Genomic DNA, 25642 nt, shown 5'->3' on the forward strand with positions numbered 1-25642 from the left:
CCGGCATCGGCCTTTGAGGAGCCGGGGCCGGCGAAGGCCGTGCGCATCGCCCTGTTCGCGAGACGGACGCCCCGGACCCCATCGCCCCGGCGCCCTGGCCAGTGAGCCGGCCTTCATCGTCACCCCGCACCATGCTCGGTTGCGTTCCACAGCAACGACCGGATGGGGGCGACGAAATGTGACAGCACGTACCGATAGCGCGAATGCCCGGATCACCCAGGGCTGCTGGACTCAGCGAACACGCGTCGGACGGGCCATACCGGCACGGTGACGGCGACAGCCCATCTCCTCCAACCGGCCCAGGAGCACGCTGACAGCCGGGCAGGCCGACTTCGAGCGACGCTCTGCTGATTCCTCCTCGCGGCGGCGTCACGAGCCCGGAGGCTGTCCGGTCTAGTAAGTGACGGGTTGGCAACAGGCCACCCCGGCAGGCTCAGGGGGCACGCACGGCTCCAGCGCGGAGTTCGTATCTGCGAGGCAGGCAGCAGGTGAAGGGCGTCACCCCCAGAAGGCACCGCCGCCTGCGAGCCACCCAGAACACGAGCACCCACAGAATTTGAGCGCATCAGTGAAAGGCGAAATCCCCATGACCCACGTTCCCGATGAAGGCATGGTGCTCGTCCCCGGCGGCACCCTCATCACCGCTACCCCCGAAGAGGGACGGGCCCTGGCCATCACGCTCGCCCGTCACACCGTGCACAACCTCCAGCCCGACCTGGAGATCCTCCGGGCCGGGCGGGCGCGGTACGGCGAAGACCCCATGGGCCTGATCGCCGCCGCCCAGGTGGTGGCGCTGGAGTTCGCCACCGTCGCCGCTGCCAACGGCTATTGGCGCTGACCCTCCCGGAGGAGAGTCCCATGACGGCTGCTCTTCACGTCGTTTCTGAAAGGCATCCACGCAACGCTGAGGCAGGGCGGGCGTACGACGTGACTTCCGGGTCTTGGTGCCCCCCGCCCGTACGGACCGCCACACCGCCGAATGCGGCGGCGTGCGGGGATGGTCCCCGGCACGGCACAGAGGCGGGGGCGCGACGGAGCTACCTCCCGCAGCACCCCGGCGCGGGTGCAGTCAGACGCGGTCGGTGGGGACTGTCGGTGGTCGGCTGGTGATGGCCTCCTCGATCCGCTCCATCGCGGTGATGGCGCCGAAGGCGAGCAGGCGCACCAGGTCGGTGTCGGTGGCGGAGGTCGTGGTGCGCCATGCGGTGACATCCGCTTCGGTGATGTCGTGTGGGCTGACAGCGGCCAGGAGCGCGAGCTTGGCGGCGGGCCGGTCGGCTTCGGGAAGCTGGGTCAACCGTTGTGTCAGCCGTGTGCCAGGTGAAAAGGGGGTGGGTTCGGCGACCGTGGCTCGGAGAAGGTTCCGGCTTGGCTCGCTCAGGAGTGTGGCGCCGGCGGTTGCCGCGCTGCGCAGGGCGGCGAACGCGGCTCCGATCGGTGTGTCGCCCGCCCAGGCCGGCCGGGGCTCCATCGGGATGCCGGCCAGCAGGGGCAGGCTGTCGCCTCGGATGAGTTGCTGGTGGACGGTGCGGGTGTAGGCCATGGCCCCGACGCGGCGTACCGGCCGTGCTCGTTGCAGGTTGCCGGGCAGCAGTTGCTCGTCGGTGAGCGTGGAGAACATGCGGTTGATGAAGTGGGTCGACAGGGCCGTGCCGATGTACTCGGCGGCGAGGTCGGCAGGGAAGGGCGGTGCCGGCAGGTGTGCCGGGTCGAGGGTTCGGGTGGCTTTCGCCCAGGTCGTCAGGGCGGCGTGGTGAGGGTCGGCCGGGACTCGGCCGTCGAGCAGGTCCTCGGCGAGCTGGTGTTCGCCGAGGGCGTGGATGAGGATGGTGTGCGCGTCGATGCAGAACCGGCACCGGTTGGCCTGTGACACGGCCACGGCCACGACTTCCTTGTCGGTGCGGGGGGCGAGTCCTGCCAGTTCCGACTCGCGCAGCACGGCCCAGGCCGCGGCGTGCAGTTCAGGCGCCGGGGACAGCATCATGAACGCGGCCTGCCCGAAGTCGGCCGCCGACTGGGCGTACACCTCGGCTACTCGGCCGGTGGCGGATTTCCTGGGGACGGGCGCGATGTGGCGGATGGACATGCTGATCTCCTCCGTGGTTGGGCTATTTCAGGGACGCGGGCAGGCTTGGGGCGCGTTGCCGATGGCGCGGGCGATCCGCCGCGCTTCGACGGGAAACCGGCGCAGGCTGCCCTCTATCGCCGGTCGGTAGCCGATGAACCACAGTCCCGTCGCGGGCCGGTGCTTGCCCGCATCACGGTGGGGACGTCCGTCGTGGTCGAGGACGTCGAGGTGTCCGACCAGATCGGCGAGACCGGGGTCGTAGCCGGTGGCGGCCAGCACCGTGTCGGGTCGCAGCCGGCCGCCGTCTCGCAGCACGACCTCGGGACCGTCGAGACGGTCGATGTCGGCGACGACGCGCAGCCGGCCGGCGGTGAGATGCCCGACGAAGCCCTGGTCGATCGCGATGGTGACGCCGGTGGTGCGCATGCGCTCGTACGGGCCCTGCCTCGGGGTGGGCAGCCCGTGGGCGCGCAGGTCGCCGAACGCGTGGTGCGCCGCGGCGCGGGCGAGGCGGTCGCGGATCGGCTCCGGCAGGAGGCGCAGCGCGAGGGTGAGCGGATGCAGGGGGAGGCCGTACAGGTGCCGGGGCAGGATGGTCGGTGAGGTGCGCACCGACATCCACAGGCGCCGGACGCCCGCGTCGACGAGGTGGCCGGCGATCTCGACGCCGGAGTTTCCGGCGCCGACGAGCAGGACTCGGGCGCCGGCGAGGTCGGCGGCGCGGCGCAAGGCGGCGACGTGCTGGATCGGCCGCTGGAAGCCCGCGCGTCCGGGCCAGTCGGGCAGCTTGGGGACGCGGTCGTGGCCGGTGGCGACGACGACGTGCCGGCTGCGGTAGTGGCCGTCGTTCGTCGTGATCTGCCAGCCGCCGGCCACGGGGTCGATCCGGCGGGCTCGAACACCGCAACGTACGTGGAGTCGCGCGTGCCGGGTGAAGCGTTCGAGGTAGTCGATGTAGTCGTCCCGGGCGACCCACCGGCCGGCACGTCCGGGGATGGGCAGGCCGGGCAGGTCGGAGAGCCAGCGGATGGTGTTCAGGCGCAGGTCCTGGTGGCGGTGCCGCCAGGAGGTGCCCACCGCCTCGCCCTGTTCGAGGATGATCGGGTTGATCCGGCGTCGGCGCAGGGCCGCCGCGGCCGCCAGCCCGGCCGGACCTGCTCCGATGATGATGACGGTGGGCGTCACGACGCCCGCTCCCAGCGTGGTGCGCCGGGCGACAGCGCGGTGACGCCATGTCGGCCGCCAGCGGCTCCGGTGCCGATGGTCGGCAGCGCGGTGTTCTCCGGGAAGACCGCCGACTCCACCGCGGCCGTGTGACCCGTCAAGGTGCGGTTGCCCATACGTCACGTCTTTCGCTAGAGCGATACTCCAGCGACGATTGCACTAGAGTGGCGCTCCAGTCAAGTTTGGGAGATCACCGGTGACACCACCCAAGCCCGGAGTGCGCGCGGCCAAGACGGCCCAGACCCGTGCCCGCATGCTCGCCGCCGCCCGCAAGCTGTTCGTCGAACGCGGCTACACCGCCACGAGCATGCAGGCCATCGCGACCCAAGGTGGGGTGGCCGTGCAGACGTTGTACTTCACCTTCGAAACCAAACGAGCGATCCTCAAGGAGCTGCTCGACGTCGAGGTGGCCGGCGACGACGCCCCGGTCGCCACGCTCGACCGCCCGTGGGCCGCCCAAGCGCTCGCCGCGCCGCCGCCCGAGCTGCTGCACCGGCTCGTCGAGGCCACCGCCGACATCCATGCCCGGGTGGCGCCGCTGCTGGAGGTCGCCCGCTCGGCCGCCGCCACCGACCCGGAGATCGCCGAACTGTGGCGCACCAACATCACGCAGCGGCACACCGTGCTGGCCGTGTTCACCGGCGCCCTGGCCGCCAAGAACGCGCTGCGCGCCGACCTCAACGCACTGCGCGCCGCGGACATGGCCCTCGCCGTCCTGGCGCCGGAGACCTACCACCTGCTCACCGGCCACCGGGGCTGGAACAGCCGCGCCTGGGCCGACTGGGCGGCCCAGACTCTGATCAGCACCCTTCTTGCGTCATCTGAATGACTAGCGTGATGCTCTAGCGAAATGCGGGAGACACCGTCAAGTCCTGGGCTGCGGGCTGAGGCCCGCTACCGCGAGCCGGAACAGGTGCTCGGCGCGGGCGGCGGGGTCGGGGTGGTGCTCCGTCGCCAGGACGATGCCGACGATCAGCGTGATCAGGTCGGCGACGGTGGCCCCTTCCGCGACCACGCCGTCTCGCACGGCGCGGCGCAGCAGCGGATCGCCTGCCTGTTCCATCATCGCCGCGCAGGTGCTCTCGTCCATCGAGCCGGGCTCGGCTTCCTCGTAGGACAGGGCGGCCGTGAGCCCGCGCGCGGCGACGCAGTAGGTGAGGACGTCGCCGAGCCAGCCGAGGAGGGCCACGCGGCTGTCGTCCTCGCTCGCCAGCTCGTTCGCGCGGGCGCACAAGGACTCGATCCGCCGGTGGGAGACCGCCTCCAGCAGTGACCGGCGGGTGGGGAAGTGGCGGCGCACCGTGGCCGAGCCGACCCCTGCCACGCGGGCGATCTGCTCCAGGGAGGCGCCGGCGCCGTGCGTGGCGACCTCCTCCTCGGCGACGGCGAGGATGCGCGCGTAGTTGCGCCGGGCGTCCGCGCGCTGGCGGTCGGGCATGGCGTCATCTCCGGTGTTGCTAACTGGCGGGGCCCGCCGTATCGTACCGCAGAGAAAACGGCGGACCCCGCCGTTTATCGTCCCGAGGGAGCATCATGCCCGCATCATCCGCGCCCGTCCTGGTCATCGGCGCCACCGGCAGGCAGGGCGGGGCCACCGCCCGCGCCCTGCTCGCGGCCGGCGTCCCGGTCCGCGCCCTGGTCCGCGACCCGGCCACCGACCGGGCCCGGGCCGTCGAAGCGCTCGGCGCCGAACTCGTCACCGGCGATCTCCACGACCGCGCATCGGTGACCCGGGCCGCCAAGGACGCCCGCGCCGTCTTCTCCGTGCAGATGGCCCCGCTGACCTCCCGAGGCTTCGACTTCGACGACGAGGTGGCCCAGGCCGTCAACCTGATCGAAGGCGCGAAGGCCGCAGGAGTGCCGCAGTTCGTGCAGACGTCCACCAGTGGCGCCGGACGCCACACCGGGACCCCCGGGCAGGAGGCGGCGGCGGCCTCTCTGGACGCCAAGGCCGCGATCGAGCAACACGTCCGCACGGCGGGCTTCCCCCACTGGACGATCCTCAAGCCGGCCTTCTTCATGGACAACTTCCTGCCGTCCATGGCGTTCCTGTTCCCGCGAGGCGTCCAGGGCGGCCTGGTGAGCGTGATCAAGCCGCGGACCCGCCTGTCCCTCGTGGCGACCGACGACATCGGCACGGCGGCCGCCGCGGCCATCGCAGCGCCGGAGCGCTTCGACGGGGTCGAGCTGGAGCTGGCGAGCGACTATCTGCCGATGACGGAGATCGCCGCGGTCCTCTCCCGCGCGCTGGGCACGCCCCTGTCGGCGCCGGAGATGACCGAGGAGCAGGCGCTCGCCGCCGGCATGCCGCCGATGGGCGGCTCGCACGAGTGGCTGAACACGGCCGGCCAGCCTGCCCGCCCGCAGTACGCCAGGGACCTGGGCCTTCCGCTGACCAGCTTCGAGGAATGGGCCCGGCAGCACCTGAGCCCTGCGGCATGACGTACTGAAGAACAGCCGGGAGCCCCTCGCCGGCGGCTACGGGCCGGTCCGGTGATCACAGTTGCTGGTGGCGGCGTCCTCGCCCGTTGGCCGGGCTCGTCTGGCGGATCAGGAGCTGGTCGAGCTTGGCGTTGACGGCGGCCAGCTCGCGCTTGACGGTTTCGAGCTCGGCCTGGGCCTGGGTCTCGGCCGGAGAGGGTTCGGCGTCGTTCATGGCGTTGACCACCACCGCGATGAACAGGTTCAGCGCGACGAACGTGGACATCAGGATGTAGGCGATGAAGAACATCCACGCCCAGGGCTTGTGCTCCATCACCTCCTGGGCCACGCTCCCCCAGTCGTCCCCGGTCATGATCTGGAACAGCGTGAACAAGGACCGGGGCAGCTCGTCGAACCGCTCGGGCACGATGTCGCCGAACAGCGTCGTCGCGACCACGGCCGCGATGTAGATCATCAGCACCAGGAGGCCGATGATGGACGCCATCCCCGGGACCGCGGTCAGCAGGGCGTTCACCACGCGGCGCATGCTGGGCACCGCGGAGATCAGCCGGAGCGCGCGCAGGATCCGCAGGGCGCGCAGCACCGACAGGAGGCCGGTGGCGGGCACCAGGGCGACGACCACGATGATCGCGTCGAACCAGTTCCAGGGGTCGGACCAGAACTCGCGACGGTAGGCGTACAGCCGGGCCGCGATCTCCACGGTGAAGATCGCCAGAGCGAGCCGGTCGACGGCGTGCAGCAGGTCACCGGCCCGGTCCATGAGGTGCGAGCTGGTCTCCATGCCGATGGTGACCGAGTTGATCACGATCACCGCGATGATCGCGCGTTGCACGAGAGGGTTTTCCAAGACGATGCGTACGCGTTCTTGCCCGGGCACCTCGGCGACCGCTCCTCAGGAACGAAGTTTTCGATCATCGTAGAGGCGGGCCTCGCCGGGGTTCAGCAGCGAACGCCTGAGATGATGATCACACCCGGCGGCGGGTGTTTCTGCTGGTTGTCTGGGAAAGAGGCGTTTTACGGGCGGGCCTGCCCACGCCGGTTCCGGCCGGGTTCGACCAGATCGAAGGCGATGGTGATATCGGTGTCGGCCGACCCGGACACGTCCGGCGTCACCTCGCCCGGGCGGGCGCGATGAGTGTGGCGCTGGGCCTGCTGGCCATCTTCGTGCTCACCCTGGCCACCGGCTACTTCGTCGCCCAGGAGTTCGCCTACGTCAGCGCCGACCGGCTGATCCTGTCCCAGCAGGCGGCCGCGGGCGACAAGAAGGCGGCCAAGGCCGTCAAGGTGATGGAACGGCTGTCGTTCATGCTGTCGGGAGCGCAGCTCGGCATCACCGTCACCGCGCTCGTGGTCGGGTTCATCGCCCGCCCGGCCCTGGCGGAGCTGATCGCGCCCGCGCTGACCGCGCTCGGCATGCCCGCCGGGATGGTGGGGGCGGTGGCCCTGGCCGTCGGGTTCGCGCTGGCCACGATCATCCAGATGGTGCTCGGCGAGCTCGCCCCCAAGAACCTGGCCCTGGCCCGGCCGGAGCCGCTCGCCCGCGCGCTGGCCGCCTCCACGCTGGTCTACCTGGCGGTCGCGGGGCCGGTCATCAAGCTGTTCGACACCGCCGCCAACCGGCTGCTGCGCGCCGTCGGGATCGAGCCCGTCGAGGAGTTGCACCACGGCGCCACGCTGGAGGAGCTCGGCCACATCATCGGCGAGTCCGAGGCGCACGGCCACCTGCCCGGAAGCCAGGCCGACGTGCTGGAACGGGCGCTGGCGTTCTCCGACCACACCGCCGAGGAGGTGATGGTGCCGCGCGCCGACGTGGTCGCCGTGGCCGCCTCGGCGAGCCTCGCGGAGCTGGACGAGCTCATCGCCGTCCACGGCCACACCCACTACCCGGTGCTCGGCGCCACGCTCGACGACGTGACCGGGCTGGTCAGCCTGCGCGACGTGGCCGCGGTGCCCGCCGGGGCCGCCGCCGCCACCCGGGTCGGCGAGCTCGCCCGGGACGTCCTGGTCGTGCCGTTCTCGCTGCCGCTGCCCGACCTGGCCGCCCAGCTCCACGCCCGGGGCGAGGAGGTGGCCTGCGTGGTCGACGAGCACGGCGGCCTGGCCGGCCTCGTCACCTGGGAGGACGTCGCCGAAGAGCTCGTCGGCGAGATCGCCGACGAGGACGACGCCGACACCCCCTCAGCGGTACGGCACGGCGACGGCTGGGAGCTGGACGCCGGGCTGCGCATCGACGAGATCGCCCTGGCCACCGACCTGAACCTGCCCGACGAGGACGACTACGACACCCTCGCGGGGCTGATCCTGCACCGCCTGGGCCGCTTCGCCGCACCCGGCGACGTCATCACCGCCGCCCTGCCCGCCACCCTCGACCCCGCCGCGCCCACCCACGCCCGCATCGAGGTCCTGACGCTGGACCGGCACGTCCCCGAACGCGTCCGGCTCACCCCGTACCGGCACCTCGACGAAGCGGAGGAGCGGCCGTGAACCTGCCCCTGGGCCTGGCTCTCACCCTGTTCCTGCTCGTCGGCAACGGCTTCTTCGTCGCCGCCGAGTTCGCCCTCGTCGCGGCCAAGCGCCACCGGCTGGAGAAGGCCGCCGCGCAAGGCAGCAAGGCCGCCTCGGCCGCCCTGTCGGGCATCAAGGAACTGTCGCTCATGCTGGCCGGCGCCCAGCTCGGCATCACGCTGTGCTCGCTCGGCCTCGGCGTCGTCTCCGAACCGCTCATCGCCGGCACGCTCACCCCGCTGTTCCACACCCTCGGCCTGCCCGAGGCAGCCGCGCACGCGGTCGCCTTCGTCATCGCGCTGGCCGTCGTGACCTTCCTGCACATGGTGCTCGGCGAGATGGCGCCCAAGTCGTGGGCGATCGCGCACCCCGAACGCTCCGCCACCATCCTGGCGCTGCCCTTCCGCGCCTTCACCCTGGCGGTACGGCCGGTGATCAGCCTGCTCAACGCCATCAGCAACGCCCTGCTGCGCCTGTTCAAGGTGCACCCGCGCGAGGAGGGCGCCAACCCGCGCACGCCTGAACAGTTGCGGCACCTGGTGGAGGAGTCACGCAGGCTCGGCCTCATCGAGGCCGACGACCACGCCGTGCTCAGCCAGGCCCTGCACGCCCCCGACGCCGCCATCGCCGCGCTCGTCACCCCGCTCGACCGGGTCGTCACCGTCCCCGCCACCGCCTCGGCCCAGGACGTGATCGACGCCTGCCTGAACGCCAGACGCTCCCGCCTCGTCGTCGGCGACCCGGCGGCGCCGCTCGGCGTCGTCCACATCCGCGACGCTTATCTGGCCGCCCGCCGCGCCCGCACCGTCACCGCCGCGCAGCTCGCCTACCGCCTGCCCGCCCTGCCCTCGGACGCCTCGGTGTCGGAGGCGGTCGCGGCACTGCGAGCCGCCCACAGCCAGCTCGCGCTCATCCGCTCCGACGGCGACAGCGGTGCCGGTGTCGTGGGCATCGTGAGCCTGGACGACCTGCTCACCACCCTGCTCGTCCCGGACCCGGGCACACCCGCGAGATAGCGGCTGAACCACGCACCCGTGAGCCAGGGGCGGAGCCCGGCGCCCGCAGATCAGGGAAATCCGATGATGACGAGCGTGCCGGGCCATCGTTCTCAGGACCAGAAATACAGCGTCCAGCCGTACCATCCCGGCGAGCATTTGTACTGGTTACCGAACAGGCGGCGGCCGTCGGCGTGGCACTGCTTGCGCGCGATCTCCGACAGGTCGTTGTAGATGTGGTAGAGCTCCCAGCCCATCGGTACGGCATCGGCACGCGCGGGCGCGGTCACGCCGGCCTGGATTCCGCAGGCCAACGCCGCGCCCACCAGCGAGGCGGCCATTTTTCTCGATGAAATACGCATTATTTCCTCCTTCGATGAAGACGCTTCGGATCTCAGATTTCCTGCGGTCAGATGCGGCAGGAGCCGGGCACGAGCACCATCTTGCCGACTTCACCCCACGCATACGGCGCGGGCGTCATCTGACGGTGCAGGACGCCATTCAAGAACATGGTCGCGTCGCGATATCCCGGCCGGCGTTCGCCCTTGCGCACCAGGAACCAGTTGTCGCCGTTGGGAGTCTTGAAATAGTGGGCGGCGGTGATCGTGTAGGTGCACACCGTGTACTGCGCGGTGGTGGCGTCGGCCGGGGCGGACGCACCAAGTGCGACCGCTGCGGCAGAAACCGCAGTGGCGGCTGTGAGCCGGAGCATGTTTCGCATGCCCATCCTCTTTCTTGTCGGAGGCTGTTGTCAGGGCAAGCACAGCACCTGCCGCCCTCCGCACGCTTTCAGCAGAGCCTCACCTGGCCTACGCCTCGCATTCGAAAAGCGACGGCTGTTTGAAGGCGTTATGAAGAGAGTGCGGCCTAGCGTCGGGATCACACCGATTCAAAGGAGTGTGAATGGCGCTACGCCTCAATCTTGCGTTCATCGCCGCGCTGGCGGTCGCCGGCTCGATGGGTGTCGCGGGACCCGCGGCGGCCACGGCGACCCCCGGAGCGGACGAGTTCGGGCCGCTGACGGCCACAGGGTGCACCGCCCGAAACGGCCCCGGCGACTTCAACGACACCTGTGTCTACGTCTACGGCCAGGGCACGCACGTCGAGCGTGTCCGGGGCGCGATGGTGTCCTGGAATTTCCCGCCGGTCCCGCTCACGCTCTGCGGCGTGAAGGTCCATGTGTGGGGCACCTACGCGAACGGGGCCAGGTTCGACCGCACCGGTCAGGCGCAATGCAGCTATGGCGGCAGCGCATACGTCAACTGGTATCCCAACGCCCATTTCAAGGACCGGACCAGCGTCTGCGTCCGGACCCAGTTCAAGGATCAGTGGTCGAACCCGGCCTGTATCCAGATCAGAAAGTGATGGGCCGCCACGTGCGACGGCCCGGAGCGAACGACGACGAACGAGGAAAGGTCGAAAGCAGTTGAGGATGAGAGATTTAGCCGTTGCCGCGGCGATCGCCGGCGCGATGGTGATCGCGGCGCCCGCCGGCGCCACGGCGACGACGGCCACCGCGCCCTCCGGACCGGATGAGCTCGGCCCGCTCAGCGCGAGCGGCTGCACTGCCCGCAACGGGCCGGGCCATGTCAACGAGACCTGCATTCAGGTGACGGGAACGGGCACGTTGGTCCAGAAGATCCGCGGATCGATGCGGTCCATCAAGTTCCCGTGGAGACCTATCACGCTCTGCGGCGTCAAGGTGCACGTGTGGGGCGCCTACAAGAGCGGAGCCGCCTTCAACGAGACCCGGACCGCGCAATGCTCCAAGATCGGTGATGCGTACGTCGACTGGGCGCCCTTCACCATGTTCAGGGTCAACTCCACACTCTGCGCCCGCACCTTCTTCGACAACGAGTGGTCGAACCCGGCCTGCATCACGATCAAAAGTGTATGACCGCGGCGCCATGACGCTGACGGTCTGAAGCGATCACCGTTCTCGGCGCCAGACCCGGGAGCGGTGCTCGCTTCTCCGCGCTTTTCTTTTACCGGAGAGGCATCAGGACGCGCACGTCCCGCCGTCGAGAACCGTCATTCCGCCCGGGGCGATGTATCCATTGCGCGACGGAACAGACAGCCGCGAATACTTCGTGATGATGTTACCGCCTTCGGCCGGCCTTCCTCCGGCATTCAATCCGGCGAGAGCTCCTGCGTCGGCTCGGATGCCGCAAGTGCGCGGACGAGTGGCGACAGCAGATACCGTTCCGGCGCGGTCTGCTCGACGAGGTGATCGGCGTTCAGCCTGTCCAGGTGCCGCCGGATCCGTTCGAGCGGCGCCTGGACGAGCGCGGCGAGCGGCTCCGGCTCCAGCACGTTCTCGGGGTGTAGAACGGCCGCCAGGTGCAGGGTGCGCCGGGCAGCCGGGTCGAGGCGCGCGTACGACCACGACAGCGCACGCCGGACGTCCTGGTCACCGTCGCCCGCTCGGAGGGCGGCCAGGGCGTCCCGCTCGATCTCGCGCGCGAGCGTCTCGGCCGACAGCCCCGGCACGCGGGCGAGCCTCTCTCCGATGATGCGCAGGGCGAAGGGCAGGTGCTCGCACAGCTTGGCGAGCATCCTCGCCTGCTCGGGTTCGCGGCGCAGCCGGTCGCGGCCCGCCTGCGCGGCCAGCAGTTCCAGGGATTCCTCCGGGAGCAGCGGGCCGAGGGCGATCCGCGCCGCGGCGCCACTCGTGACGAGGCCGCGTAGCTGGTTACGGCTGGTGATGAGGACCGCCGGGCCGTTGCCGGGAAGCAGGGAACGTACATGGCAGGTGCTGCGAACGTTGTCCAGGACGATCAGCATCCTGCGGCCGGCGGTGCGGGAACGGAACATCGCGGCGGCCGCGTCCCGCTCCGCGGGAACGTCGGCCGGGCGCACGCCCAGAGCGCGCAGCAGGATGCGCAGGGCCTGGTAGGCGGGGAGGGGCGGCAGCGCGTCGAACCCCCGCAGGTCGAGGTAGAGCTGGCCGTCGGGGAAGTCGCCGGCGGTGGCGGCGGCCCAGTGGATGGCCAGCGTGGACTTGCCGACGCCTGCCCTGCCCACGATCACGGTGGCGCCCGAGCGCGTCGTGACCCGGTCCAGGGTCTCCAGCTCGCCGGCGCGTCCCACGAAGCCGCTGATGTCAGCGGGCACCTCCCGCGGCGGATCCGGCTCGGCGACGTCCGGCGGCGTCACGGGGGGCACGGCTCCCGCCGTAGGCTCCGCCGTCCCGGCGAGGATCTCCTGGTGGAGGTCGCGCAGTTCGGCGCCGGGCTCGACACCCAGCTCCTCTCGCAGGTGACCGAAGGCCTCACGGTAGGCCGCCAGGGACTCCGCCCGCCGGCCGGCCCGGTGCAGGGCACGCATCAACTGGGCCCAGTGCCGCTCGCGCAGCGGATGCTCCTGCGTCAGCCTGCGCAGTTCGGGAATGAGATCGCCGCCGGCGCCCCGCGAGGACAGATCCAGGTCGATGCGTCGTTCGACGGCGCGTCTGCGCTCCTCTTCCAGGACGGCGACGTCCTGGTGCAGGATCTCGGAGGCGACGTCCGAGCAGGCGGCTCCGCGCCACAAGGCGACCGCCTTGTGCAACAGCGCCGCCTCCTGCTCGGGCGAGCCGGCCTGAGCGGCCCGGCCCAGCAGGTGGCGGAACTCCAGCAGGTCCAGCCGGTCAGGGCCGAGCCGGATCTCGTAGCCTCCCGGCCACGTCCGGACGACCGTTTCGTCCCCGATCCACTGCCGCAGCCGGGCGACGTACGTCTGCACGACACGCCGTTCGTCCTGCGGCGGCTGGTCCCCCCACAGCCGTCGTGACAGGCCGTCGATGGAGACGACCTGGTTGGCGTGCAGGAGAAGACTGGCCAACAGGGTGCGGTTCTTGGCTCCCGGCACCGGCCGCCATACGTCGTCGCCGAGGCTGACGGTGAGCGGTCCCAGAACGGAGAAGCGCGACGGAAGCGTCCGCCCCCGTACCGAGCCCGAGGTCCCGACGACCTCTCCCACTGCCATGAACCACCCACCCCCGAAGCCGCATGCCATCCCGACGGCACCAGCCTTGGACCGGGCCGGGTTCAGCAGCAACCGCTTCGAAGGCTCTCGAAACGTCAGAGCGGCGGTGGCGCACGCGTCCTTACGGCTGCGCGCGTTGATCAGTGGTCGGCGGAGAGCGTGCGTTCGATGTCGACGAGAGCTGCCAGCTGACCGGCGGACAGCGCCCGGCCGAAGTGCCGGTCGATCGAGGCCAGGTGGGCGGGGGTGGCCTCCTCGTGGGCCCGCCGTCCGGCCTCGGTGAGCAGCACGTCGTCGCCGCGGCCGTCCAGCTCGCATGCCTCGCGCGCGATCAGGCCGCGCTGCTCCATGCGGCCGAGCTGGCGGGACAGACGGCCGTGGGCCCACTGCAACCGGGCGGCGAGGCGGCCCACGCGCACGCACGTCTCCGTGCTCGCCAGCTCCGTCACCGCGGCCAGCACCTCGTAATCGGGCATCGACAGGCTCGAGTTCTGCTCCAGCTCGCGGGCGATCGCCGGGTCCACCAGGAGCTGGAGCCTGCGGTAGGCGGCCCAGGCGTCGTGGACGGCCTGGGCGGGCCGGCTGGAGCGCGTCATAGGTCCCATTCTAGCGGCAACCAGTTACATGTAACGAGCTCGCGTGCTACGTTCTTCGTTACATGTAACGAACCACGGGCGGAGAGGACGGCCACAATGGAGCGGATGCTCAACGTCAACGGGATCGAGCTGGCCACCGAGACCTTCGGCGACCCAGCCGATCCCGCGATCCTGCTGATCCACGGCGGCGGTCACAGCCTGCTGAACTGGGAGGAGGAGTTCGCCCGGCGCCTGGCGGCCGGCGAGCGCCACGTCGTCCGCTTCGACAGCCGGGACGCCGGCCGGTCGACCGGCTCCCCCGCCGGAGCTCCGTCACACGACCTGCGCGACCTGGTCGCCGACACCGCCGCCCTCATCGGGGCGCTCGGGCTGGACCGCGCGCACCTGGTCGGCATGTCCCAGGGCGCGGCCATCGCCCAGCTCGTGGCGCTCGACCACCCCGATCGGGTAGCCACGCTCACGCTCGCGTCCTCGACGCCCGGCGGCCCCGGTCACCGCCACGACGACCTGCCGGACATGACGGCCGAGCTGCGGTCCCTGTACGCGACCGAACCGGCCGAGCCGGACTGGCAGGACCGCGAGGCCGTCATCGCCCACCTCGTCGAGGCCGAGCGGCCCTTCGCCGCACCGGGCCACTTCGACGAGCCGGCCGTACGCGAGCTCGCCGGCCGGGTCGCCGATCGCACGATCGATCTCGCCGCACAGCTGACCAACCCGTTCCTCCTGGACGCCGGCGAGCCCTGGCGGCACCGGCTCGGCCGGATCAAGGCCCCGACGCTCGTGCTGCACGGCGCCGAAGACCCCTTCCTGCCGCCGGCTCATGGGCAGGCCCTGGCCGCGGAGATCCCCGACGCTCGCCTCATGGTCATGGACGGGACCGGTCACGAGACCTTCCCCCGCCGCCACTGGGACACGGTCGTTCCCGCGATCCTCGGCCACACCGCCCATCGCTGATCGGACGCACCCGTGCTCGCCATCGCCCTGGCCCTGGGCGCCGGGCTCGGCTGGGGGGCCTCCGACTTCCTGGGAGGGCTGAAGAGCCGTTCCCGCCCCGTGCCGTCCGTCCTGCTCATCTCGCAGGCCACCGCTCTCGTCCTGCTCACGATCACGACCGCCGTACGCGGCGTGGGCCCGCCGGACCCTGCCTTCCTCGTTCAGGCGGCCGTCGCCGGGCTGGGCGAGACGGTGGGCATCGCCGCCCTCTACCGCGGCCTCGCCGTCGGCACGATGAGCATCGTCGCCCCCGTCGCGGCGGCCGCGCCCCTCATCCCCCTGCTCGCCGGGCTCGTGGCGGGGCAGGTGCCGGGTCCGCTCCAGTTCGCCGGGCTGGTGCTCACCGCGCTCGGACTGGTCATCGCCTCCCGGCGCCCAGCCACCGGGACGGGCGATCGGCCGTTGACGAGCATTCTGTACGGCCTGCTCGCGGCGCTCGGATTCGGCACCTTCTTCCTGTCCATGCACAACGCCGGCCAGGCCGACACCGGCTGGGCGCTGCTGACCGCTCGCCTGACCACCGTGATCGTGATCGCCTCTGTCGTCGTCCTCAGGCGTCACCACGTCACCGTACGGAGGAGCGACCTGCCGGTGCTGGCCTCGATCGGCGTGCTCATCGTCGCGGCAGACGCCCAGTACGCCGTCGCTTCGATGCTCGGCCCGGTCAGCGTCGCGGCCGTGCTGGGCTCCCTGCATACGGTCGTGACCATCGTCCTCGCCCGGATCGTCCTGAAGGAGCGGCTCACCCGTCCGCAGACGATCGGCATGGGCGTGGTCCTCGCCGGCGTCCTGGCCCTCTCGCTCACCTAGTCACGACAAGCGGTGTTCGCTTGCGTCTCACGTCGCGTCAGGTTCTACGCTCCCGATGTCTCCCCCACTCGCGAGAGGAGAAGACGCATGCCCGGCTACTCGCAGTTACATGTCGGACCGCTCGACGACGTCAACGCCACCGTGTCCCTGCATGCCGGCGCGACGCTCCTGTCGCTGATCGCGGGCACGGTCGGCGGCCGGCCGCATGGCGTGCCCCGCCACTGGCAGCGGGCCGTCGCAGCGGTCATCGGCGACGACGCCGTCGTCCTGCGTCCGCTGTTCGACCCCTATTACTCGGTCATCCCCGACTGCCTGACCGCGACCTCGACGATCGCGGAGGCGGACATGGGCGCCTATCTGGACGCTCTCGCCGAACTGGATGACCGCATTCTCATCCGGGAACTGGAGGCCGAGTTCGGCCCCGTCCTGCCCCGGCACTGGCACGCGGTCGCGGACCGCCCCGGACCCTGGATACGCGCCTACGCCGGTCTCATGAACCGGCTGTGGAAGGAGTTCCGCACCGTCTGGAAGAACGCCGACGCCCTCCTGCACAAGGAGCAGGAGCGCATCGGCCTTGCCGCCGTGACGCGCAGCCTGCACGCTCTCCTCCCCGGGCTGAGCGGGCGGCTGACCTGCGACAGCGCCTCCATCCGGCTTCCGGACCAGCAGGGCAGAACCTTCGACCTCGCCGGCCGTCGCCTCACCTTCGTGCCCGTCGTCTCCGGCCACGGCGCCTGCCTGTTCTCCTTCGACCAGCCCGGCCCGGCGTGGATCGGCTACCCCCTGCCCGCCGTCGGCCTCCTGTGGTCCGGCCGCACCAGCCATGCCGCCCGCGAGGACACCGACAAGCTCGCTCTCACTCTCGGTCGCACCCGCGCCGCCATCCTGCGGCTGGCCGGGACCTCCATTCCCATCGGGAAGCTCGCCGCCCTGCTGGACTGCTCGCCCTCCACTGCCAGCTACCACTGCGACCAGCTCCAGGCCGCCGACCTGCTCAGCCGCGAGCGCCGCGGCCGCCACGTCCACATCAAGATCACGGCCAGGGGGGACGAGCTCCTCTCCGTCCTGGCCTGACCTCCGTGTCGAAAGGATCTCGCGTTGCCGTCTGTTCATCAGAAGGGCCGGTCATGGGCTCCGCTGTGGCCCGCGTACGCCGCCGCCGGGTTCGTCGGCCTCTTCTGCGTGGCTGTGCTCGTCCTGGCCGCCGTCAACGCGGTCGTCGAAGGCGCCTGGCCCGAAGGGGACGGCTGGATCGCGCTGGGCTCCGTGGGGTTGCGGATCCTCACGGTCGCGCTCGCGCTGGCCAGCGTCCGCCCGTGGGGCAGGCGGCTGCCCAGCCGGCTCGTGCTGGGCGGGCTGTGGGGCTCGGCCGCCGCCCAGTTCGTCTATCCGGCGCTGGAACTCGTGGTCAAGCTGCTCATTCTGGCGGGCGTCCCCATCGCGCTCGGCAAAGGCATCAGCAACATGTCCGCGACGGGCTGGTTCAACTTCGCCGCCGTCTGGGTCGTCTTCGGAATTCCGGCCGTCTTTTTCGGGCTCGCGGCCGTGTCCTTTCAACGCCGGATCGCGGCGTCCTCTCTCTTTGCGTGGCTGGGCATTCTCGGCGGAAGCGCGGCACTGCTGTTGATCGGAATGCTCATCGGATAGACCTGGCCGGATGTGGACACGGTCCAAGGGGTGATTTGCCCACGGTCATCAGGTCTGATGGAGACGAGCGCGCCTCACCTCCATTATCGGTTCGATAGGGGATCTCATGACCATTCCTGCTCGCGCCCACCTGATCAACAAGCACTCGGGCCTGGCGATCGACATCGAGGCCGCGAACCCCGACGAGTACGCCCGCGTCATCCAGTGGAATCTCACCGGGAACGCCAATCAGCGATTCGCGCTCAAACCCATCTCCGTCCTCAAGGGCGGCGGTTACTGGATCAGCGCCGAACATTCCGGGGGCAAGGTGGTGTCGGCGCATCCCGCATTCCCCGACCGCGTGACGCAGTACAACCTCCACGAGCCCGACGAGGCAATGCGTTTCACCTTCCAGGAGTACACGGCGAGCGACTTCGAGGAGGGCCTGTACTGGATCGTCAACAAGTATCCGCCCAATAAAATGCTGGCCGTGAAAGACGCCTCCACCACTCCGGGCGCACAACTCGTACAGGCGGATATGCGCAAGGGCGACGCCAGCCAATTGTGGGAGATAAAGGCCATTCCCTAGTTCGAGGAGATACGGCTCGTCAGACGCCGAGGCGGCGGCGGATCTGGGCCGAGAGCTGGTCGACGGCGACGACGAGCACCATCACCACCAGCAGGTGGGTGACCATCTCGTCGAACCGGAACAGCTTGATCGACTGGTTGACGAGGAAGCCGATGCCGCCCGCCCCGACCAGGCCGAGCACCAGGGACGAGCGGACGTTGACGTCGAAGCGGTACAGCAGCAGCCCGACGAACTGCGGGATCACCGCGGGCAGCACGGCGTGGGCGGCGACCTGGACACCGGAGGCGCCGCCGACGCGCAGGGCGTCGCGGGGACCCAGGTCGATCTCCTCCATCGCCTCGGCCCAGAGCTTGCCCATCACCCCCGTGTTGTGGAAGATCAGCGCGAGCACGCCGGCGAACGGGCCCAGCCCCACGGCGGTGACGAAGATCAGGGCGAACACCACGTCGGGCACCGCGCGCAGGAACGACAGGATCGAGCGGGCGGCCTGGTAGACCCAGCGGTTGCGGGTGGTGGTCCGGGCCGCGAGCAAGGCCAGGACGAGCGCCGCCGGCACCGAGAGGGTGGTGCCGAGCAGGCCGATGGCGAGCGTGACGAGCGCCCCCTGGAAGCTGGGCAGCAGCACCTCGGTCCAGGACAGGTCGGGCGGCAGGGCCTGGCCGAGGAAGTCGGCCATGCCGCGCCAGCCCTGGACGAGCGCCGCCGGGGAGAACTCGGTGCCGTGCCAGGCCAGCACGTGGGCGGCCACCACGACCACGGTGACGACCGCGGTCGCCGTGGTGATCGGCCGCCTTCGGGGCGGGGCGAGCGGGGTGGCCGGGGACTTCATCGATGCTCCTGATGAACGACGTGCGAGGCGGCGGCGGGCGAGGCGGGGCGGGCGGCGTACAGGGTGTCGAGGTCGGCCTCGGTGATCTCGGAGGCGGGCGCGTCGATGACGGCCCGGCCGTGCAGCAGCCCGACCACCCGGTCGGCGTGGCGGCGGGCCAGCGCGGGCTGGTGCAGCACGGCGGCGACGGCCAGGCCCTCCTCGTGCGCGAGGTCGGCCAGCAGGGAGACGACCTGCTCGGCGGCGGCCGGGTCGAGGGCGGAGACGGGCTCGTCCGCGAGGATGATCCGGGCGCGCTGGCAGAGCGCGCGGGCGATCGCGACCCGTTGCTGCTGCCCGCCGGAGAGCCGGCCGGCCGGTTCGGCGGCGCGGTCGGCCATCCCGACCCGGTCCAGGCAGGCCATGGCCTCCTCGCGCAGCTCGCGCGGGAACAGGATCGGCGCGAGCGATCGGCGCAGCGGCAGCCGGCCGAGCGCGCCGGCGCAGACGTTGTCCAGGGCGCTGCGGCGGCGTACGAGGTGGATCTGCTGGAAGACCATGGCCGTCTGCTGCCGCAGCCGGTTGCTCTCGGCGTCGTGGCCGGAGCCGAGGGTCCGGCCGTGGACGGCGATGGCGCCCGCGTCGGGGGTCTCCAGGCCGACGAGGCAGCGCAGCGCGGTGGACTTGCCGCATCCGTTGGCGCCGAGCAGCGCGAGGAACTGTCCGGATTCGACCCGCAGGTCCAGGTCGTCCAGTACGGTCCTGCCGTCGAAGGACTTGGTCAGCCCCCGTACCACGAGCGCGGCCGGCGGGCCGGTCACCGCCGTCCGGAGGGGAGGCGGCGGGGCGTCGGCGGGCGTCATGGTCAGACGTCCTCCTCGGTCAGGTTCAGCTCGGCGGCCAGGTCGAACAGCGGCTGGTACGTGTCCTTCGTCACGGCGACGAGCGGCCCGGGCGGGTCGACGTCGAGGAACGCGCCGACCTGGGCGACGTCGGCGGGGCCGAGCTCCAGCAGCGCCTTGGTGACCGCCTCGCGGAAGGCCGGGTCGGCCTTGCCGGAGACGGTGATGGGGTCGTTCGGGATGGGGGCGGAGGTCCAGATCTGCCGGAAGCCGTCGGGCTTGAACGTGCCGGCGGCCTGCGCGGAGGCGAGCTGCTGGCTGTTGATCTCGGCGGCGTCGACCTTGCCGTTGACGAGCGCGAGCAGCGCCTCGGGGTGGCCTCCGGCGTAGTCGATCTTCACGGACGACTCGGCCACGCCGTCGGTCTTGAGCGCGTACCGGGGCAGCGCGTCACCCGAGGTCGATCCCGGGCTGGACAGCGCGATGGACTTGCCCGCCAGGTCCTTGACGGAGGTGATGGGCGAGTCGGCGCGCACCCAGATGCCGGCGGTGTAGGTGGTCAGGGCGCCCTTCGCGTCGGCGAACGAGGCGACGGGCCGCGCGTCGGCCATCGTGCTGGCGAAGACGTACCCGAGCGGCCCGAACTGGGCCAGTTCGAGCTGACCGTTGCGCATCGCCAGCACCTCGGCGGAGTAGTCGTCGACGATCTTCAGCTCGACGGGGCAGTTCAGCTTGCGCTGGAGGGCGTCGGCGAGGACCTGGTAGGCGGGCTTGAGCTTGGCGGGGTCCTCGTAGGGCTCGATGCCGAAACGGATCCTGCCGCCGGGGCAGGTGGCGCCGCCGGCTTCGGCGCCGGTCTCGGCGCCGCCGCAGCCGGCCAGCAGCAGGAGCGGGGCCGCCGCCACGGCGGCCAGGAGGCGTCGTGCGCGCATGGGGATCTCTCCTCGGAAGTGGTGGTGGGGTGTCGGAGGGGTGGTCAATCGAGCAGGTCGTCGAGGACCTCGGGGGCCAGCCCCAGGGCGGTGGTCATGCCGATGCCGGACGTGACCGCGACCACGCGCACGCCGGGCATGGGGGCGGCGATCAGGAACGGCTCCGGGGCGGAGGAGTAGACGCCGCGCCAGCGCTCGCGGACCGTCAGCCGGTCGCCGCCCAGCAGGCGCCCGGTCTCGGCCAGGACGTGCCGGTCGAGCTCGTCGGCCTGGAACGGGTCGAACGTGTCGCCGTAGGCGTGGGTGTCGCCGATGATCAGGTCACCGTCCGGGCGCTGGGTGAACATCAGGTTCAGGCCGATGCCGACCAGGTCCGGGTGCTCGGCCTCCAGCCGCGCGCGTACGGCGGCCACGCCGGGGCAGGCGGTGAAGCCGCCGTAGCGCAGGAGCGAGAAGCCCGACAGCACCGCCGGGTCCACCGTCCGGCCGTACGGGTCGGCCACCCGCAGCATGTGCAGCGCGCAGCGGCGCAGCCCGGACTCCGCGGCGAGGCCGGGGAAGTGCCGGTCCACGTGGTGGCCCACGGCGAAGACCACCCGGCCGGCTCCGACGCGGCCCCGGCTGGTGACGACCGCGCCCGGCTCCACGAGGTGGACGGAGGTGGCCCAGTGGAAGCGCACGCCCTGGCCGGCCAGCCAGTCCGCGATCGCGTGGACGGCCTGGCGGGGATCGACGCGGATGTCCAGGGGCAGCCAGGCGCCGCCGACCACGCCGGGGCCCACCGGCACCCGTTCGGCCACCTGCGCCGCGTCGAGCAGGACGGCGTGGCCGTCGCGGGCGGCGGCGAACTCCTCCAGCACCGCGTACTCGTCGTCGGCCCTGGCCACGACCACGGTGCCGGCGTCGCGCAACCAGAGCCCCGTCTCCTTGGCCAGCCGCAGCCAGGCGGCCCTGGCCGTCGTCCCGTAGCGGAGGGCGTCGCCGTCCTGGGCGGTGAAGCAGCCGTGCCCGAAGTTGCGGACGGACGCGCCGACGGCCCGCCCGTCGCGTTCGACGACGACGACGGACAGTCCCCGGCGTACGGCGTCCACGGCGTGGGCCAGTCCGACGATGCCCGCGCCGACGACGACGACATCGGCCGAGTCGAGCAAACTTGTCATGACAAGCAAGGTGCCGAGCCTGCCCGACAGGTGTCAACAGGTGCCGAACACATGTCGCCGCCTGTTCACCTGGACGCCATCTATGCAGGTGAGGCCGTCATTCAAGGGTTTGCGCGACCGCCGCCCTCCTGTATGGTCAAGTCGCATGGACGGGCCTCTTCACGAACGTGTCGCAGCGGATCTGCGGCGTCGCATCCGGTCGGGCGACCTGCCGGTGGGCGCCGCCGTTCCCTCCGAGTCCCAGCTGTGCGAGCAGTGGGGAGCCTCGCGAGGGCCGATCCGGCAGGCGCTGGCCACGCTCCGGTCCGAAGGGCTGATCGGCGGCGGCCGGGGCAAACCGCCCGTGGTGCGCACCCGGACGATGCCCCAGCCGTTCGAGACGTTCCTGTCGTTCTCGCGGTGGGCCGAGCAGATGGGCCACCAGCCCGGCCAGCGGACGCTGGAGATCAGCCGGCGCCCGGCCTCCGCCGAGGCGGCCGACGCGCTGGCCGTGGACGAGGGCGAGCCGGTCGTCCAGCTGCTGCGCCTGCGGCTGCTGGACGGCGTGCCCACGATGATCGAACGAACCACGTTCGTGTGGGACGCGGGCCGGTGGCTCTTCGACTTCGACTGCGACAGCGGCTCCGTCCTGGCGTACCTGACCGGGCGCGGGGTGGACCTGAGCAGGGCCCGCCACATGATCGACGCGATCGTGGCGGACGAGACCGACGCCGAGCTGCTGACCGTCTCCCCCGGCGCGGCCCTGCTCCGCGAACGCCGCCGCACCTCCTCGGCCGACGGCCGGCCCGTCGAGTACTCCGACGACCGCTACCGTCCCGACCTCGTCTCCTTCACCATCGACAACTCCCAGCAGGCCCGCCCGGCACTGCTGCGCAGCCCCCTTGGAGAGCTACCGTGATCGAACTGGCGGTCCTGGACATCGCCGGCACCACCGTCGAGGAGCACGGCGCCGTCTACGTCGCCCTCGAACAGGCCGTCCGCGCGGCGGGCGGCGACCCGGCCGCCGACGACATCCGGCGCTGGATGGGCGCCGGCAAGCGCGAGGCGATCAGCGCCCTGCTGGGAGAGCCCCCGGCCGAGGTCACGGAGGCCGCCTTCGCCGACTTCCGCGAACGGCTGCGCGCCGCCTACGCCGACCGGCCGCCGACGCCCCTGCCCGGCGTTCCCGAGGCGATCGCGACGCTGCGCGCCTCCGGCGTCAAGGTGGCGCTCACCACCGGGTTCGACCGTGAGGTGACCGGCGCCCTGCTGTCCGCGATCGGCTGGGACACCGGGTTCCTCGACGCGGTGGTGTGCGTCGACGACGTCCCCGCCGGGCGCCCGGCACCGTACATGATCTTCCGGGCGATGGAGGCGACCGGTGTCCACGACGTCGGCCGCGTCCTCACGGCCGGCGACACCACCCGTGACCTTCAGGCGGGCGCCAACGCGGGCGCCGCGATCGTGGCCGGCGTCCTGACCGGCGGCCAGGACGCCGCCACGCTCGGCGCCGTCCGCCACACCCACCTGCTGCCCGGCGTGGCGGCCATCCCGGGGCTGCTCTCCCTGACCTCCGCCTGAGCTCGCCCGCTACCCGGCCCAGAACGCGCACCGGTGGGCGGCGGCGAGGTCGATCGGCCCTGTCGGGTCGGGCGCGAGCGCCAGCGACTGCGTGCCGGGACGGGTGGGGGCGAAGGTCCGCCAGCGGGGCAGGCCTGGGGCGTTGGGGTCGCCGGTGCGGGCGAACGCCGTCCAGTAGCGGATCATGGTGGTGGACAGCTGTTGCCGGCGGGCGTCGAGGCCGGGGGCGGGGAAGAGGTAGGCCAGTTCAGCGCCGTGCGCGGCCCCGAGCGGGAAGTCCGAGCCCGGGATCTCGGTCACGACGTCGTCCCCGGCGAACTCGTACGCGTACGTGCGGACCCGCTGGGCGAGGCTCCGGTTCCGTTCGTACGTCGGGCAGGCGAACACCACGTCGGTGGTGAGCGCCGCCCAGGCCAGCCCCGGGGAGTCGTACCGCGTGAGGGGATAGCGGCGGGCGACGCGTTCTGCGCGCTCGCCGAACGCCTGCCGCAGCAGCTCGGCGTATGTCCGGGCGGTGATCGGCGTGCCGGGCAGCTCGTAGAACAGGGCGACCATGTAGCGCATCTCGTCGCGGGTGGTGCCCGAGATGACCGGGACGCGGTGGAACGCGCCGGTGGCCAGGGCACGCTCGGGGTCCCGCGGGAGCACCGGGCTGCCGACGGCGGGGGTGATGAACTGGTCGTGCAAGGGCAGCAGGCGCTCGGCGGGCACCTGGCGCAGGCAGGCGAGGGCGGTCGCCGCGTCGGCGCAGCCCAGCCGGGCGGCGAGGCGGGCGCCGTCGGCCTGCCGGTCCTCGACGGACGGCCACTGGCGGAACTCGGGCACGCCGGGGAACATGGCCCCGGCCGGCACCGAGCCGGTGCAGGGAGCGCTCTGCATGATCGCACGGTGGAAGAGCCCGGCGGCTCGCGGTGACGCGAGGTGCGCGCAGACGCTCTTGCCCCCGGCCGACTCGCCGAACAGCGTGACGTTGCCCGGATCGCCGCCGAACGCGGTGGCGTTGCGGCGCACCCAGCGCAGCGCGGCCTGCTGGTCCTCCAGAGCGAAGCCGCCCGAGCCGGCCAGCCCCGGGTGGACGAACAGCCCGAAGACGCCCAGCCGGTAGTTGACGGTGACGACGATGACGTTCCCGGTCGTGGCCAGGCGGCGGGCGTCGAAGTCACTGCCGGCGCCCTCGACGAACCCGCCGCCGTGCAGCCATACCATCACCGGCTTGCGCCCGCCGGGGGCCTCGGGGACGGTGACATTGAGGTGGAGGCAGTCCTCCGACGTGCCGGCCGGCTGTCCCGGGGCCGGTGCGGGCTGGGCGCAGCGCGGGCCCGGCCGGGTGGCGTCCCGGACCCCGGGCCACGGCCGGGCGGGCGCGGGAGAGCGCCAGCGCCGGTCGCCCGTGGGAGCGGCAGCGTAGGGAATGCCGTGAAACACCCGGTGGTCGGTGGCTTGTACGCCTTTCACCCAGCCGAGATCCGTGCGGACCACGGCGTCCTCCCGAGGGGCGGCCGCGGCGGCCGGGGCCGCGAACAGGTGCGCCACGCAGGCGGCCAGCGCCGCCCAGCATCGCCCCTTCACGCGCGACGGCCCTTCAGCCGGGCCGCCGCGACCAGGGCGAGGCCGAGCAGGCCCACGGCCGCGCCGGTCCATGCCGGCAGGTCGACCGTGCGCTCGGCGACCGCCAGCAGCCCCCAGTCGCTCCCCCACAGCCACCGGGTCAGGGCGTTGCCGAAGCCCTGGATCATCAGCACCACACCCGCGATCATCATGACGCCTCACCCTCCACCATCAAATCAATACGTCTGTACGGTATTGTGGGCCGCGAGGACAGTAAAAACAAGTCACCCGTACTGAAATAGTGGAGTCGGTTGTGGGCAAGGGCAGTCGTACGCGGGGGTTGGGCGCGCGGCACGAGGAGCGGCGGCGGCAGATCGCGGAGGCGCTGCTCGCGATGATCAACCTCCACGGGCTCGACGCGGTGAGCCTGCGTGACGTGGCGGCCAGGGCGGAGGTCTCGCTGGGCGCCGTCCAGCACTACTTCCGCAGCAAGGACGAGATGCTGCTGTTCGCCCTGAACTACATCAGCGAGCGCGGGACCGAGCGCGTACGGCAGAGCCTCGGCCAGGAAGGGCAGCCACCACGCGCGGCGCTGCGCCGCATCCTGGCCGAACTGGTGCCCGCCGACGACCAGCGCCGCGCCGAACTGCGCATCGCGACCGCGTTCACCGCCCGCTCACTGGTGAGCCCCGAGCTCGCCGGCCACCTGCGCGCGGGCTACGACTCCCTGCACGAGGTGCTGGCCCTGCTGATCCGCCACGCCCAGGACGCCGGCGAGGCGCCCGCCGACCTGGATCCCGGACGGGCGGCGGCGGCGCTGTTCGCGCTGGCCGACGGCCTCGGCACGCACGTGCTCATCGGGCACGGCACCCCGGAGACGGCGCTCGCCGTCCTGGACGAGCACCTCGACCGGCTCTTCGCCGCCGCGCCCTGAGCCGGCCTACCCGGCGGGCTTACGCAGCCGCCTGGGCGCGGTGG

General features: G+C 71.6%; 30 protein-coding genes. 15 read left to right on the top strand and 15 right to left on the bottom strand.

Annotated features, from left to right (window positions below; all coding sequences use genetic code 11):
- Window positions 1-586 precede the first annotated feature (586 nt).
- A complete protein-coding gene (locus ACBI99_RS16525) occupies window positions 587-838 on the top strand; it encodes a hexameric tyrosine-coordinated heme protein (RefSeq protein ID WP_219499238.1) in 252 nt (83 codons plus the stop codon).
- 231 nt (window positions 839-1069) lie between these two features.
- Here ACBI99_RS16525 and ACBI99_RS16530 read toward each other — a convergent pair whose 3' ends face one another.
- The 3 genes from ACBI99_RS16530 to ACBI99_RS16540 are packed head-to-tail and all read right to left on the bottom strand — an operon-like array spanning window position 1070 to window position 3408.
- The gene (locus ACBI99_RS16530) at window positions 1070-2086 is read right to left on the bottom strand and encodes a carboxymuconolactone decarboxylase family protein (protein ID WP_375072626.1); all 1017 of its coding nucleotides are present in this window, start codon (window positions 2084-2086) and stop codon (window positions 1070-1072) included.
- Between the two features lie 27 nt (window positions 2087-2113).
- Window positions 2114-3253: a flavin-containing monooxygenase gene (locus ACBI99_RS16535; protein ID WP_375072627.1), complete on the bottom strand. Its 1140-nt coding sequence runs from the start codon at window positions 3251-3253 to the stop codon at window positions 2114-2116.
- The gene (locus tag ACBI99_RS16540; protein ID WP_375072628.1) at window positions 3250-3408 is read right to left on the bottom strand and encodes a hypothetical protein; all 159 of its coding nucleotides are present in this window, start codon (window positions 3406-3408) and stop codon (window positions 3250-3252) included. Before ACBI99_RS16540 ends, ACBI99_RS16535 begins: the two co-directional genes overlap by 4 nt.
- 80 nt (window positions 3409-3488) lie before the next feature.
- Here ACBI99_RS16540 and ACBI99_RS16545 point away from each other — a divergent pair, with 80 nt between their 5' ends.
- Complete coding sequence (locus ACBI99_RS16545) at window positions 3489-4121, top strand: TetR/AcrR family transcriptional regulator (RefSeq protein ID WP_375072629.1); 633 nt, start codon at window positions 3489-3491, stop codon at window positions 4119-4121.
- A gap of 36 nt (window positions 4122-4157) precedes the next feature.
- Here ACBI99_RS16545 and ACBI99_RS16550 read toward each other — a convergent pair whose 3' ends face one another.
- A complete protein-coding gene (locus ACBI99_RS16550; protein WP_357584847.1) occupies window positions 4158-4730 on the bottom strand; it encodes a TetR/AcrR family transcriptional regulator in 573 nt (190 codons plus the stop codon).
- Between the two features lie 95 nt (window positions 4731-4825).
- Here ACBI99_RS16550 and ACBI99_RS16555 point away from each other — a divergent pair, with 95 nt between their 5' ends.
- Complete coding sequence (locus ACBI99_RS16555) at window positions 4826-5734, top strand: NmrA family NAD(P)-binding protein (RefSeq protein ID WP_375072630.1); 909 nt, start codon at window positions 4826-4828, stop codon at window positions 5732-5734.
- 55 nt (window positions 5735-5789) lie between these two features.
- Here ACBI99_RS16555 and ACBI99_RS16560 read toward each other — a convergent pair whose 3' ends face one another.
- On the bottom strand, window positions 5790-6566 hold the full coding sequence (locus ACBI99_RS16560; RefSeq protein ID WP_375072631.1) for an ion transporter: 777 nt from the start codon (window positions 6564-6566) through the stop codon (window positions 5790-5792).
- A gap of 299 nt (window positions 6567-6865) precedes the next feature.
- On the opposite strand from ACBI99_RS16560, the gene ACBI99_RS16565 reads away from it, so the two are divergent.
- Complete coding sequence (locus tag ACBI99_RS16565; RefSeq protein WP_375072632.1) at window positions 6866-8218, top strand: hemolysin family protein; 1353 nt, start codon at window positions 6866-6868, stop codon at window positions 8216-8218.
- On the top strand, window positions 8215-9255 hold the full coding sequence (locus ACBI99_RS16570) for a hemolysin family protein (protein ID WP_375072633.1): 1041 nt from the start codon (window positions 8215-8217) through the stop codon (window positions 9253-9255). Before ACBI99_RS16565 ends, ACBI99_RS16570 begins: the two co-directional genes overlap by 4 nt.
- 92 nt (window positions 9256-9347) lie before the next feature.
- Here the strand turns inward: ACBI99_RS16570 and ACBI99_RS16575 are convergent, their stop codons facing one another.
- On the bottom strand, window positions 9348-9596 hold the full coding sequence (locus ACBI99_RS16575; RefSeq protein ID WP_219499209.1) for a hypothetical protein: 249 nt from the start codon (window positions 9594-9596) through the stop codon (window positions 9348-9350).
- A gap of 47 nt (window positions 9597-9643) precedes the next feature.
- Window positions 9644-9955 (bottom strand): hypothetical protein, encoded by a 312-nt coding sequence (locus ACBI99_RS16580; protein WP_375072634.1) that lies wholly within the window; start codon window positions 9953-9955, stop codon window positions 9644-9646.
- 182 nt (window positions 9956-10137) lie between these two features.
- Here ACBI99_RS16580 and ACBI99_RS16585 point away from each other — a divergent pair, with 182 nt between their 5' ends.
- Together ACBI99_RS16585 and ACBI99_RS16590 are read left to right on the top strand one after the other, a co-directional pair.
- Window positions 10138-10599, top strand: a complete 462-nt coding sequence (locus tag ACBI99_RS16585; RefSeq protein WP_219499204.1) for a hypothetical protein — start codon at window positions 10138-10140, stop codon at window positions 10597-10599.
- 67 nt (window positions 10600-10666) lie between these two features.
- Window positions 10667-11131: a hypothetical protein gene (locus ACBI99_RS16590; RefSeq protein WP_375072635.1), complete on the top strand. Its 465-nt coding sequence runs from the start codon at window positions 10667-10669 to the stop codon at window positions 11129-11131.
- A 233-nt stretch (window positions 11132-11364) separates the two neighbouring features.
- Here the strand turns inward: ACBI99_RS16590 and ACBI99_RS16595 are convergent, their stop codons facing one another.
- Together ACBI99_RS16595 and ACBI99_RS16600 are read right to left on the bottom strand one after the other, a co-directional pair.
- Window positions 11365-13200, bottom strand: coding sequence for a BTAD domain-containing putative transcriptional regulator (locus ACBI99_RS16595; protein ID WP_375072636.1), 1836 nt, complete (start codon window positions 13198-13200; stop codon window positions 11365-11367).
- A 140-nt stretch (window positions 13201-13340) separates the two neighbouring features.
- The gene (locus ACBI99_RS16600) at window positions 13341-13796 is read right to left on the bottom strand and encodes a MarR family winged helix-turn-helix transcriptional regulator (protein WP_219499195.1); all 456 of its coding nucleotides are present in this window, start codon (window positions 13794-13796) and stop codon (window positions 13341-13343) included.
- A 105-nt stretch (window positions 13797-13901) separates the two neighbouring features.
- Between ACBI99_RS16600 and ACBI99_RS16605 the strand changes: the two genes are divergently transcribed.
- The 5 genes from ACBI99_RS16605 to ACBI99_RS16625 all read left to right on the top strand — a co-directional run bounded on the left by ACBI99_RS16605 (window position 13902) and on the right by ACBI99_RS16625 (window position 17814).
- Window positions 13902-14750 carry an alpha/beta fold hydrolase gene (locus ACBI99_RS16605; protein WP_375072637.1) on the top strand — a complete coding sequence of 283 codons (849 nt, stop codon included), beginning with the start codon at window positions 13902-13904 and terminating at the stop codon, window positions 14748-14750.
- Between the two features lie 12 nt (window positions 14751-14762).
- Window positions 14763-15599: an EamA family transporter gene (locus ACBI99_RS16610; RefSeq protein ID WP_375072638.1), complete on the top strand. Its 837-nt coding sequence runs from the start codon at window positions 14763-14765 to the stop codon at window positions 15597-15599.
- 87 nt (window positions 15600-15686) lie between these two features.
- Complete coding sequence (locus tag ACBI99_RS16615) at window positions 15687-16673, top strand: ArsR/SmtB family transcription factor (RefSeq protein ID WP_375072639.1); 987 nt, start codon at window positions 15687-15689, stop codon at window positions 16671-16673.
- 108 nt (window positions 16674-16781) lie between these two features.
- Window positions 16782-17246, top strand: a complete 465-nt coding sequence (locus ACBI99_RS16620) for a hypothetical protein (RefSeq protein WP_375072640.1) — start codon at window positions 16782-16784, stop codon at window positions 17244-17246.
- 106 nt (window positions 17247-17352) lie between these two features.
- Window positions 17353-17814 (top strand): RICIN domain-containing protein, encoded by a 462-nt coding sequence (locus tag ACBI99_RS16625; protein WP_375072641.1) that lies wholly within the window; start codon window positions 17353-17355, stop codon window positions 17812-17814.
- A 19-nt stretch (window positions 17815-17833) separates the two neighbouring features.
- On the opposite strand, the gene phnE is transcribed toward ACBI99_RS16625, so the two are convergent.
- Genes phnE through ACBI99_RS16645 form a run of 4 tightly spaced genes read right to left on the bottom strand, consistent with a single transcriptional unit; the run spans window position 17834 to window position 21556 of the window.
- Window positions 17834-18643, bottom strand: a complete 810-nt coding sequence (gene phnE / locus ACBI99_RS16630) for a phosphonate ABC transporter, permease protein PhnE (RefSeq protein ID WP_357584869.1) — start codon at window positions 18641-18643, stop codon at window positions 17834-17836.
- Entirely contained in the window at window positions 18640-19485 is an 846-nt protein-coding gene (locus ACBI99_RS16635) for a phosphonate ABC transporter ATP-binding protein (protein WP_357584871.1), read from the bottom strand. Before ACBI99_RS16635 ends, phnE begins: the two co-directional genes overlap by 4 nt.
- Before the next feature lie 2 nt (window positions 19486-19487).
- The gene (locus ACBI99_RS16640; protein ID WP_219499176.1) at window positions 19488-20396 is read right to left on the bottom strand and encodes a phosphate/phosphite/phosphonate ABC transporter substrate-binding protein; all 909 of its coding nucleotides are present in this window, start codon (window positions 20394-20396) and stop codon (window positions 19488-19490) included.
- A 44-nt stretch (window positions 20397-20440) separates the two neighbouring features.
- Window positions 20441-21556 carry a TIGR03364 family FAD-dependent oxidoreductase gene (locus ACBI99_RS16645; protein WP_375072642.1) on the bottom strand — a complete coding sequence of 372 codons (1116 nt, stop codon included), beginning with the start codon at window positions 21554-21556 and terminating at the stop codon, window positions 20441-20443.
- 145 nt (window positions 21557-21701) lie between these two features.
- Here ACBI99_RS16645 and ACBI99_RS16650 point away from each other — a divergent pair, with 145 nt between their 5' ends.
- Window positions 21702-22454, top strand: a complete 753-nt coding sequence (locus ACBI99_RS16650) for a GntR family transcriptional regulator (RefSeq protein ID WP_219499170.1) — start codon at window positions 21702-21704, stop codon at window positions 22452-22454.
- Window positions 22451-23116, top strand: coding sequence for a phosphonatase-like hydrolase (locus ACBI99_RS16655; protein WP_219499168.1), 666 nt, complete (start codon window positions 22451-22453; stop codon window positions 23114-23116). Before ACBI99_RS16650 ends, ACBI99_RS16655 begins: the two co-directional genes overlap by 4 nt.
- A gap of 9 nt (window positions 23117-23125) precedes the next feature.
- Here ACBI99_RS16655 and ACBI99_RS16660 read toward each other — a convergent pair whose 3' ends face one another.
- Both ACBI99_RS16660 and ACBI99_RS16665 read right to left on the bottom strand, forming a co-directional pair.
- Entirely contained in the window at window positions 23126-24685 is a 1560-nt protein-coding gene (locus ACBI99_RS16660; RefSeq protein ID WP_375072643.1) for a carboxylesterase/lipase family protein, read from the bottom strand.
- Window positions 24682-24876 (bottom strand): hypothetical protein, encoded by a 195-nt coding sequence (locus ACBI99_RS16665; RefSeq protein ID WP_357584878.1) that lies wholly within the window; start codon window positions 24874-24876, stop codon window positions 24682-24684. The genes ACBI99_RS16660 and ACBI99_RS16665 overlap by 4 nt, the downstream gene beginning before the upstream one ends.
- A 101-nt stretch (window positions 24877-24977) precedes the next feature.
- On the opposite strand from ACBI99_RS16665, the gene ACBI99_RS16670 reads away from it, so the two are divergent.
- The gene (locus ACBI99_RS16670; RefSeq protein WP_375072644.1) at window positions 24978-25598 is read left to right on the top strand and encodes a TetR/AcrR family transcriptional regulator; all 621 of its coding nucleotides are present in this window, start codon (window positions 24978-24980) and stop codon (window positions 25596-25598) included.
- The last annotated feature ends 44 nt before the right edge of the window (window positions 25599-25642 follow it).

Source organism: Nonomuraea sp. ATR24, from assembly GCF_041950485.1.
GTDB lineage: Bacteria > Actinomycetota > Actinomycetes > Streptosporangiales > Streptosporangiaceae > Nonomuraea > Nonomuraea ceibae.

Excerpts from the sequence above, each read along its gene's own strand:
- ACBI99_RS16525 (WP_219499238.1), top strand. The coding sequence starts at position 587 with ATGACCCACGTTCCCGATGAAGGCATGGTGCTCGTCCCCGGCGGCACC.
- ACBI99_RS16530 (WP_375072626.1), bottom strand. The coding sequence starts at position 2,086 with ATGTCCATCCGCCACATCGCGCCCGTCCCCAGGAAATCCGCCACCGGC.
- ACBI99_RS16540 (WP_375072628.1), bottom strand. The coding sequence starts at position 3,408 with ATGGGCAACCGCACCTTGACGGGTCACACGGCCGCGGTGGAGTCGGCG.
- ACBI99_RS16550 (WP_357584847.1), bottom strand. The coding sequence starts at position 4,730 with ATGCCCGACCGCCAGCGCGCGGACGCCCGGCGCAACTACGCGCGCATC.
- ACBI99_RS16555 (WP_375072630.1), top strand. The coding sequence starts at position 4,826 with ATGCCCGCATCATCCGCGCCCGTCCTGGTCATCGGCGCCACCGGCAGG.
- ACBI99_RS16565 (WP_375072632.1), top strand. The coding sequence starts at position 6,866 with ATGAGTGTGGCGCTGGGCCTGCTGGCCATCTTCGTGCTCACCCTGGCC.
- ACBI99_RS16575 (WP_219499209.1), bottom strand. The coding sequence starts at position 9,596 with ATGCGTATTTCATCGAGAAAAATGGCCGCCTCGCTGGTGGGCGCGGCG.
- ACBI99_RS16580 (WP_375072634.1), bottom strand. The coding sequence starts at position 9,955 with ATGCGAAACATGCTCCGGCTCACAGCCGCCACTGCGGTTTCTGCCGCA.
- ACBI99_RS16585 (WP_219499204.1), top strand. The coding sequence starts at position 10,138 with ATGGCGCTACGCCTCAATCTTGCGTTCATCGCCGCGCTGGCGGTCGCC.
- ACBI99_RS16590 (WP_375072635.1), top strand. The coding sequence starts at position 10,667 with ATGAGAGATTTAGCCGTTGCCGCGGCGATCGCCGGCGCGATGGTGATC.
- ACBI99_RS16595 (WP_375072636.1), bottom strand. The coding sequence starts at position 13,200 with ATGGCAGTGGGAGAGGTCGTCGGGACCTCGGGCTCGGTACGGGGGCGG.
- ACBI99_RS16600 (WP_219499195.1), bottom strand. The coding sequence starts at position 13,796 with ATGACGCGCTCCAGCCGGCCCGCCCAGGCCGTCCACGACGCCTGGGCC.
- ACBI99_RS16605 (WP_375072637.1), top strand. The coding sequence starts at position 13,902 with ATGCTCAACGTCAACGGGATCGAGCTGGCCACCGAGACCTTCGGCGAC.
- ACBI99_RS16615 (WP_375072639.1), top strand. The coding sequence starts at position 15,687 with ATGCCCGGCTACTCGCAGTTACATGTCGGACCGCTCGACGACGTCAAC.
- ACBI99_RS16625 (WP_375072641.1), top strand. The coding sequence starts at position 17,353 with ATGACCATTCCTGCTCGCGCCCACCTGATCAACAAGCACTCGGGCCTG.
- phnE (WP_357584869.1), bottom strand. The coding sequence starts at position 18,643 with ATGAAGTCCCCGGCCACCCCGCTCGCCCCGCCCCGAAGGCGGCCGATC.
- ACBI99_RS16635 (WP_357584871.1), bottom strand. The coding sequence starts at position 19,485 with ATGACGCCCGCCGACGCCCCGCCGCCTCCCCTCCGGACGGCGGTGACC.
- ACBI99_RS16640 (WP_219499176.1), bottom strand. The coding sequence starts at position 20,396 with ATGCGCGCACGACGCCTCCTGGCCGCCGTGGCGGCGGCCCCGCTCCTG.
- ACBI99_RS16645 (WP_375072642.1), bottom strand. The coding sequence starts at position 21,556 with ATGACAAGTTTGCTCGACTCGGCCGATGTCGTCGTCGTCGGCGCGGGC.
- ACBI99_RS16650 (WP_219499170.1), top strand. The coding sequence starts at position 21,702 with ATGGACGGGCCTCTTCACGAACGTGTCGCAGCGGATCTGCGGCGTCGC.
- ACBI99_RS16665 (WP_357584878.1), bottom strand. The coding sequence starts at position 24,876 with ATGATGATCGCGGGTGTGGTGCTGATGATCCAGGGCTTCGGCAACGCC.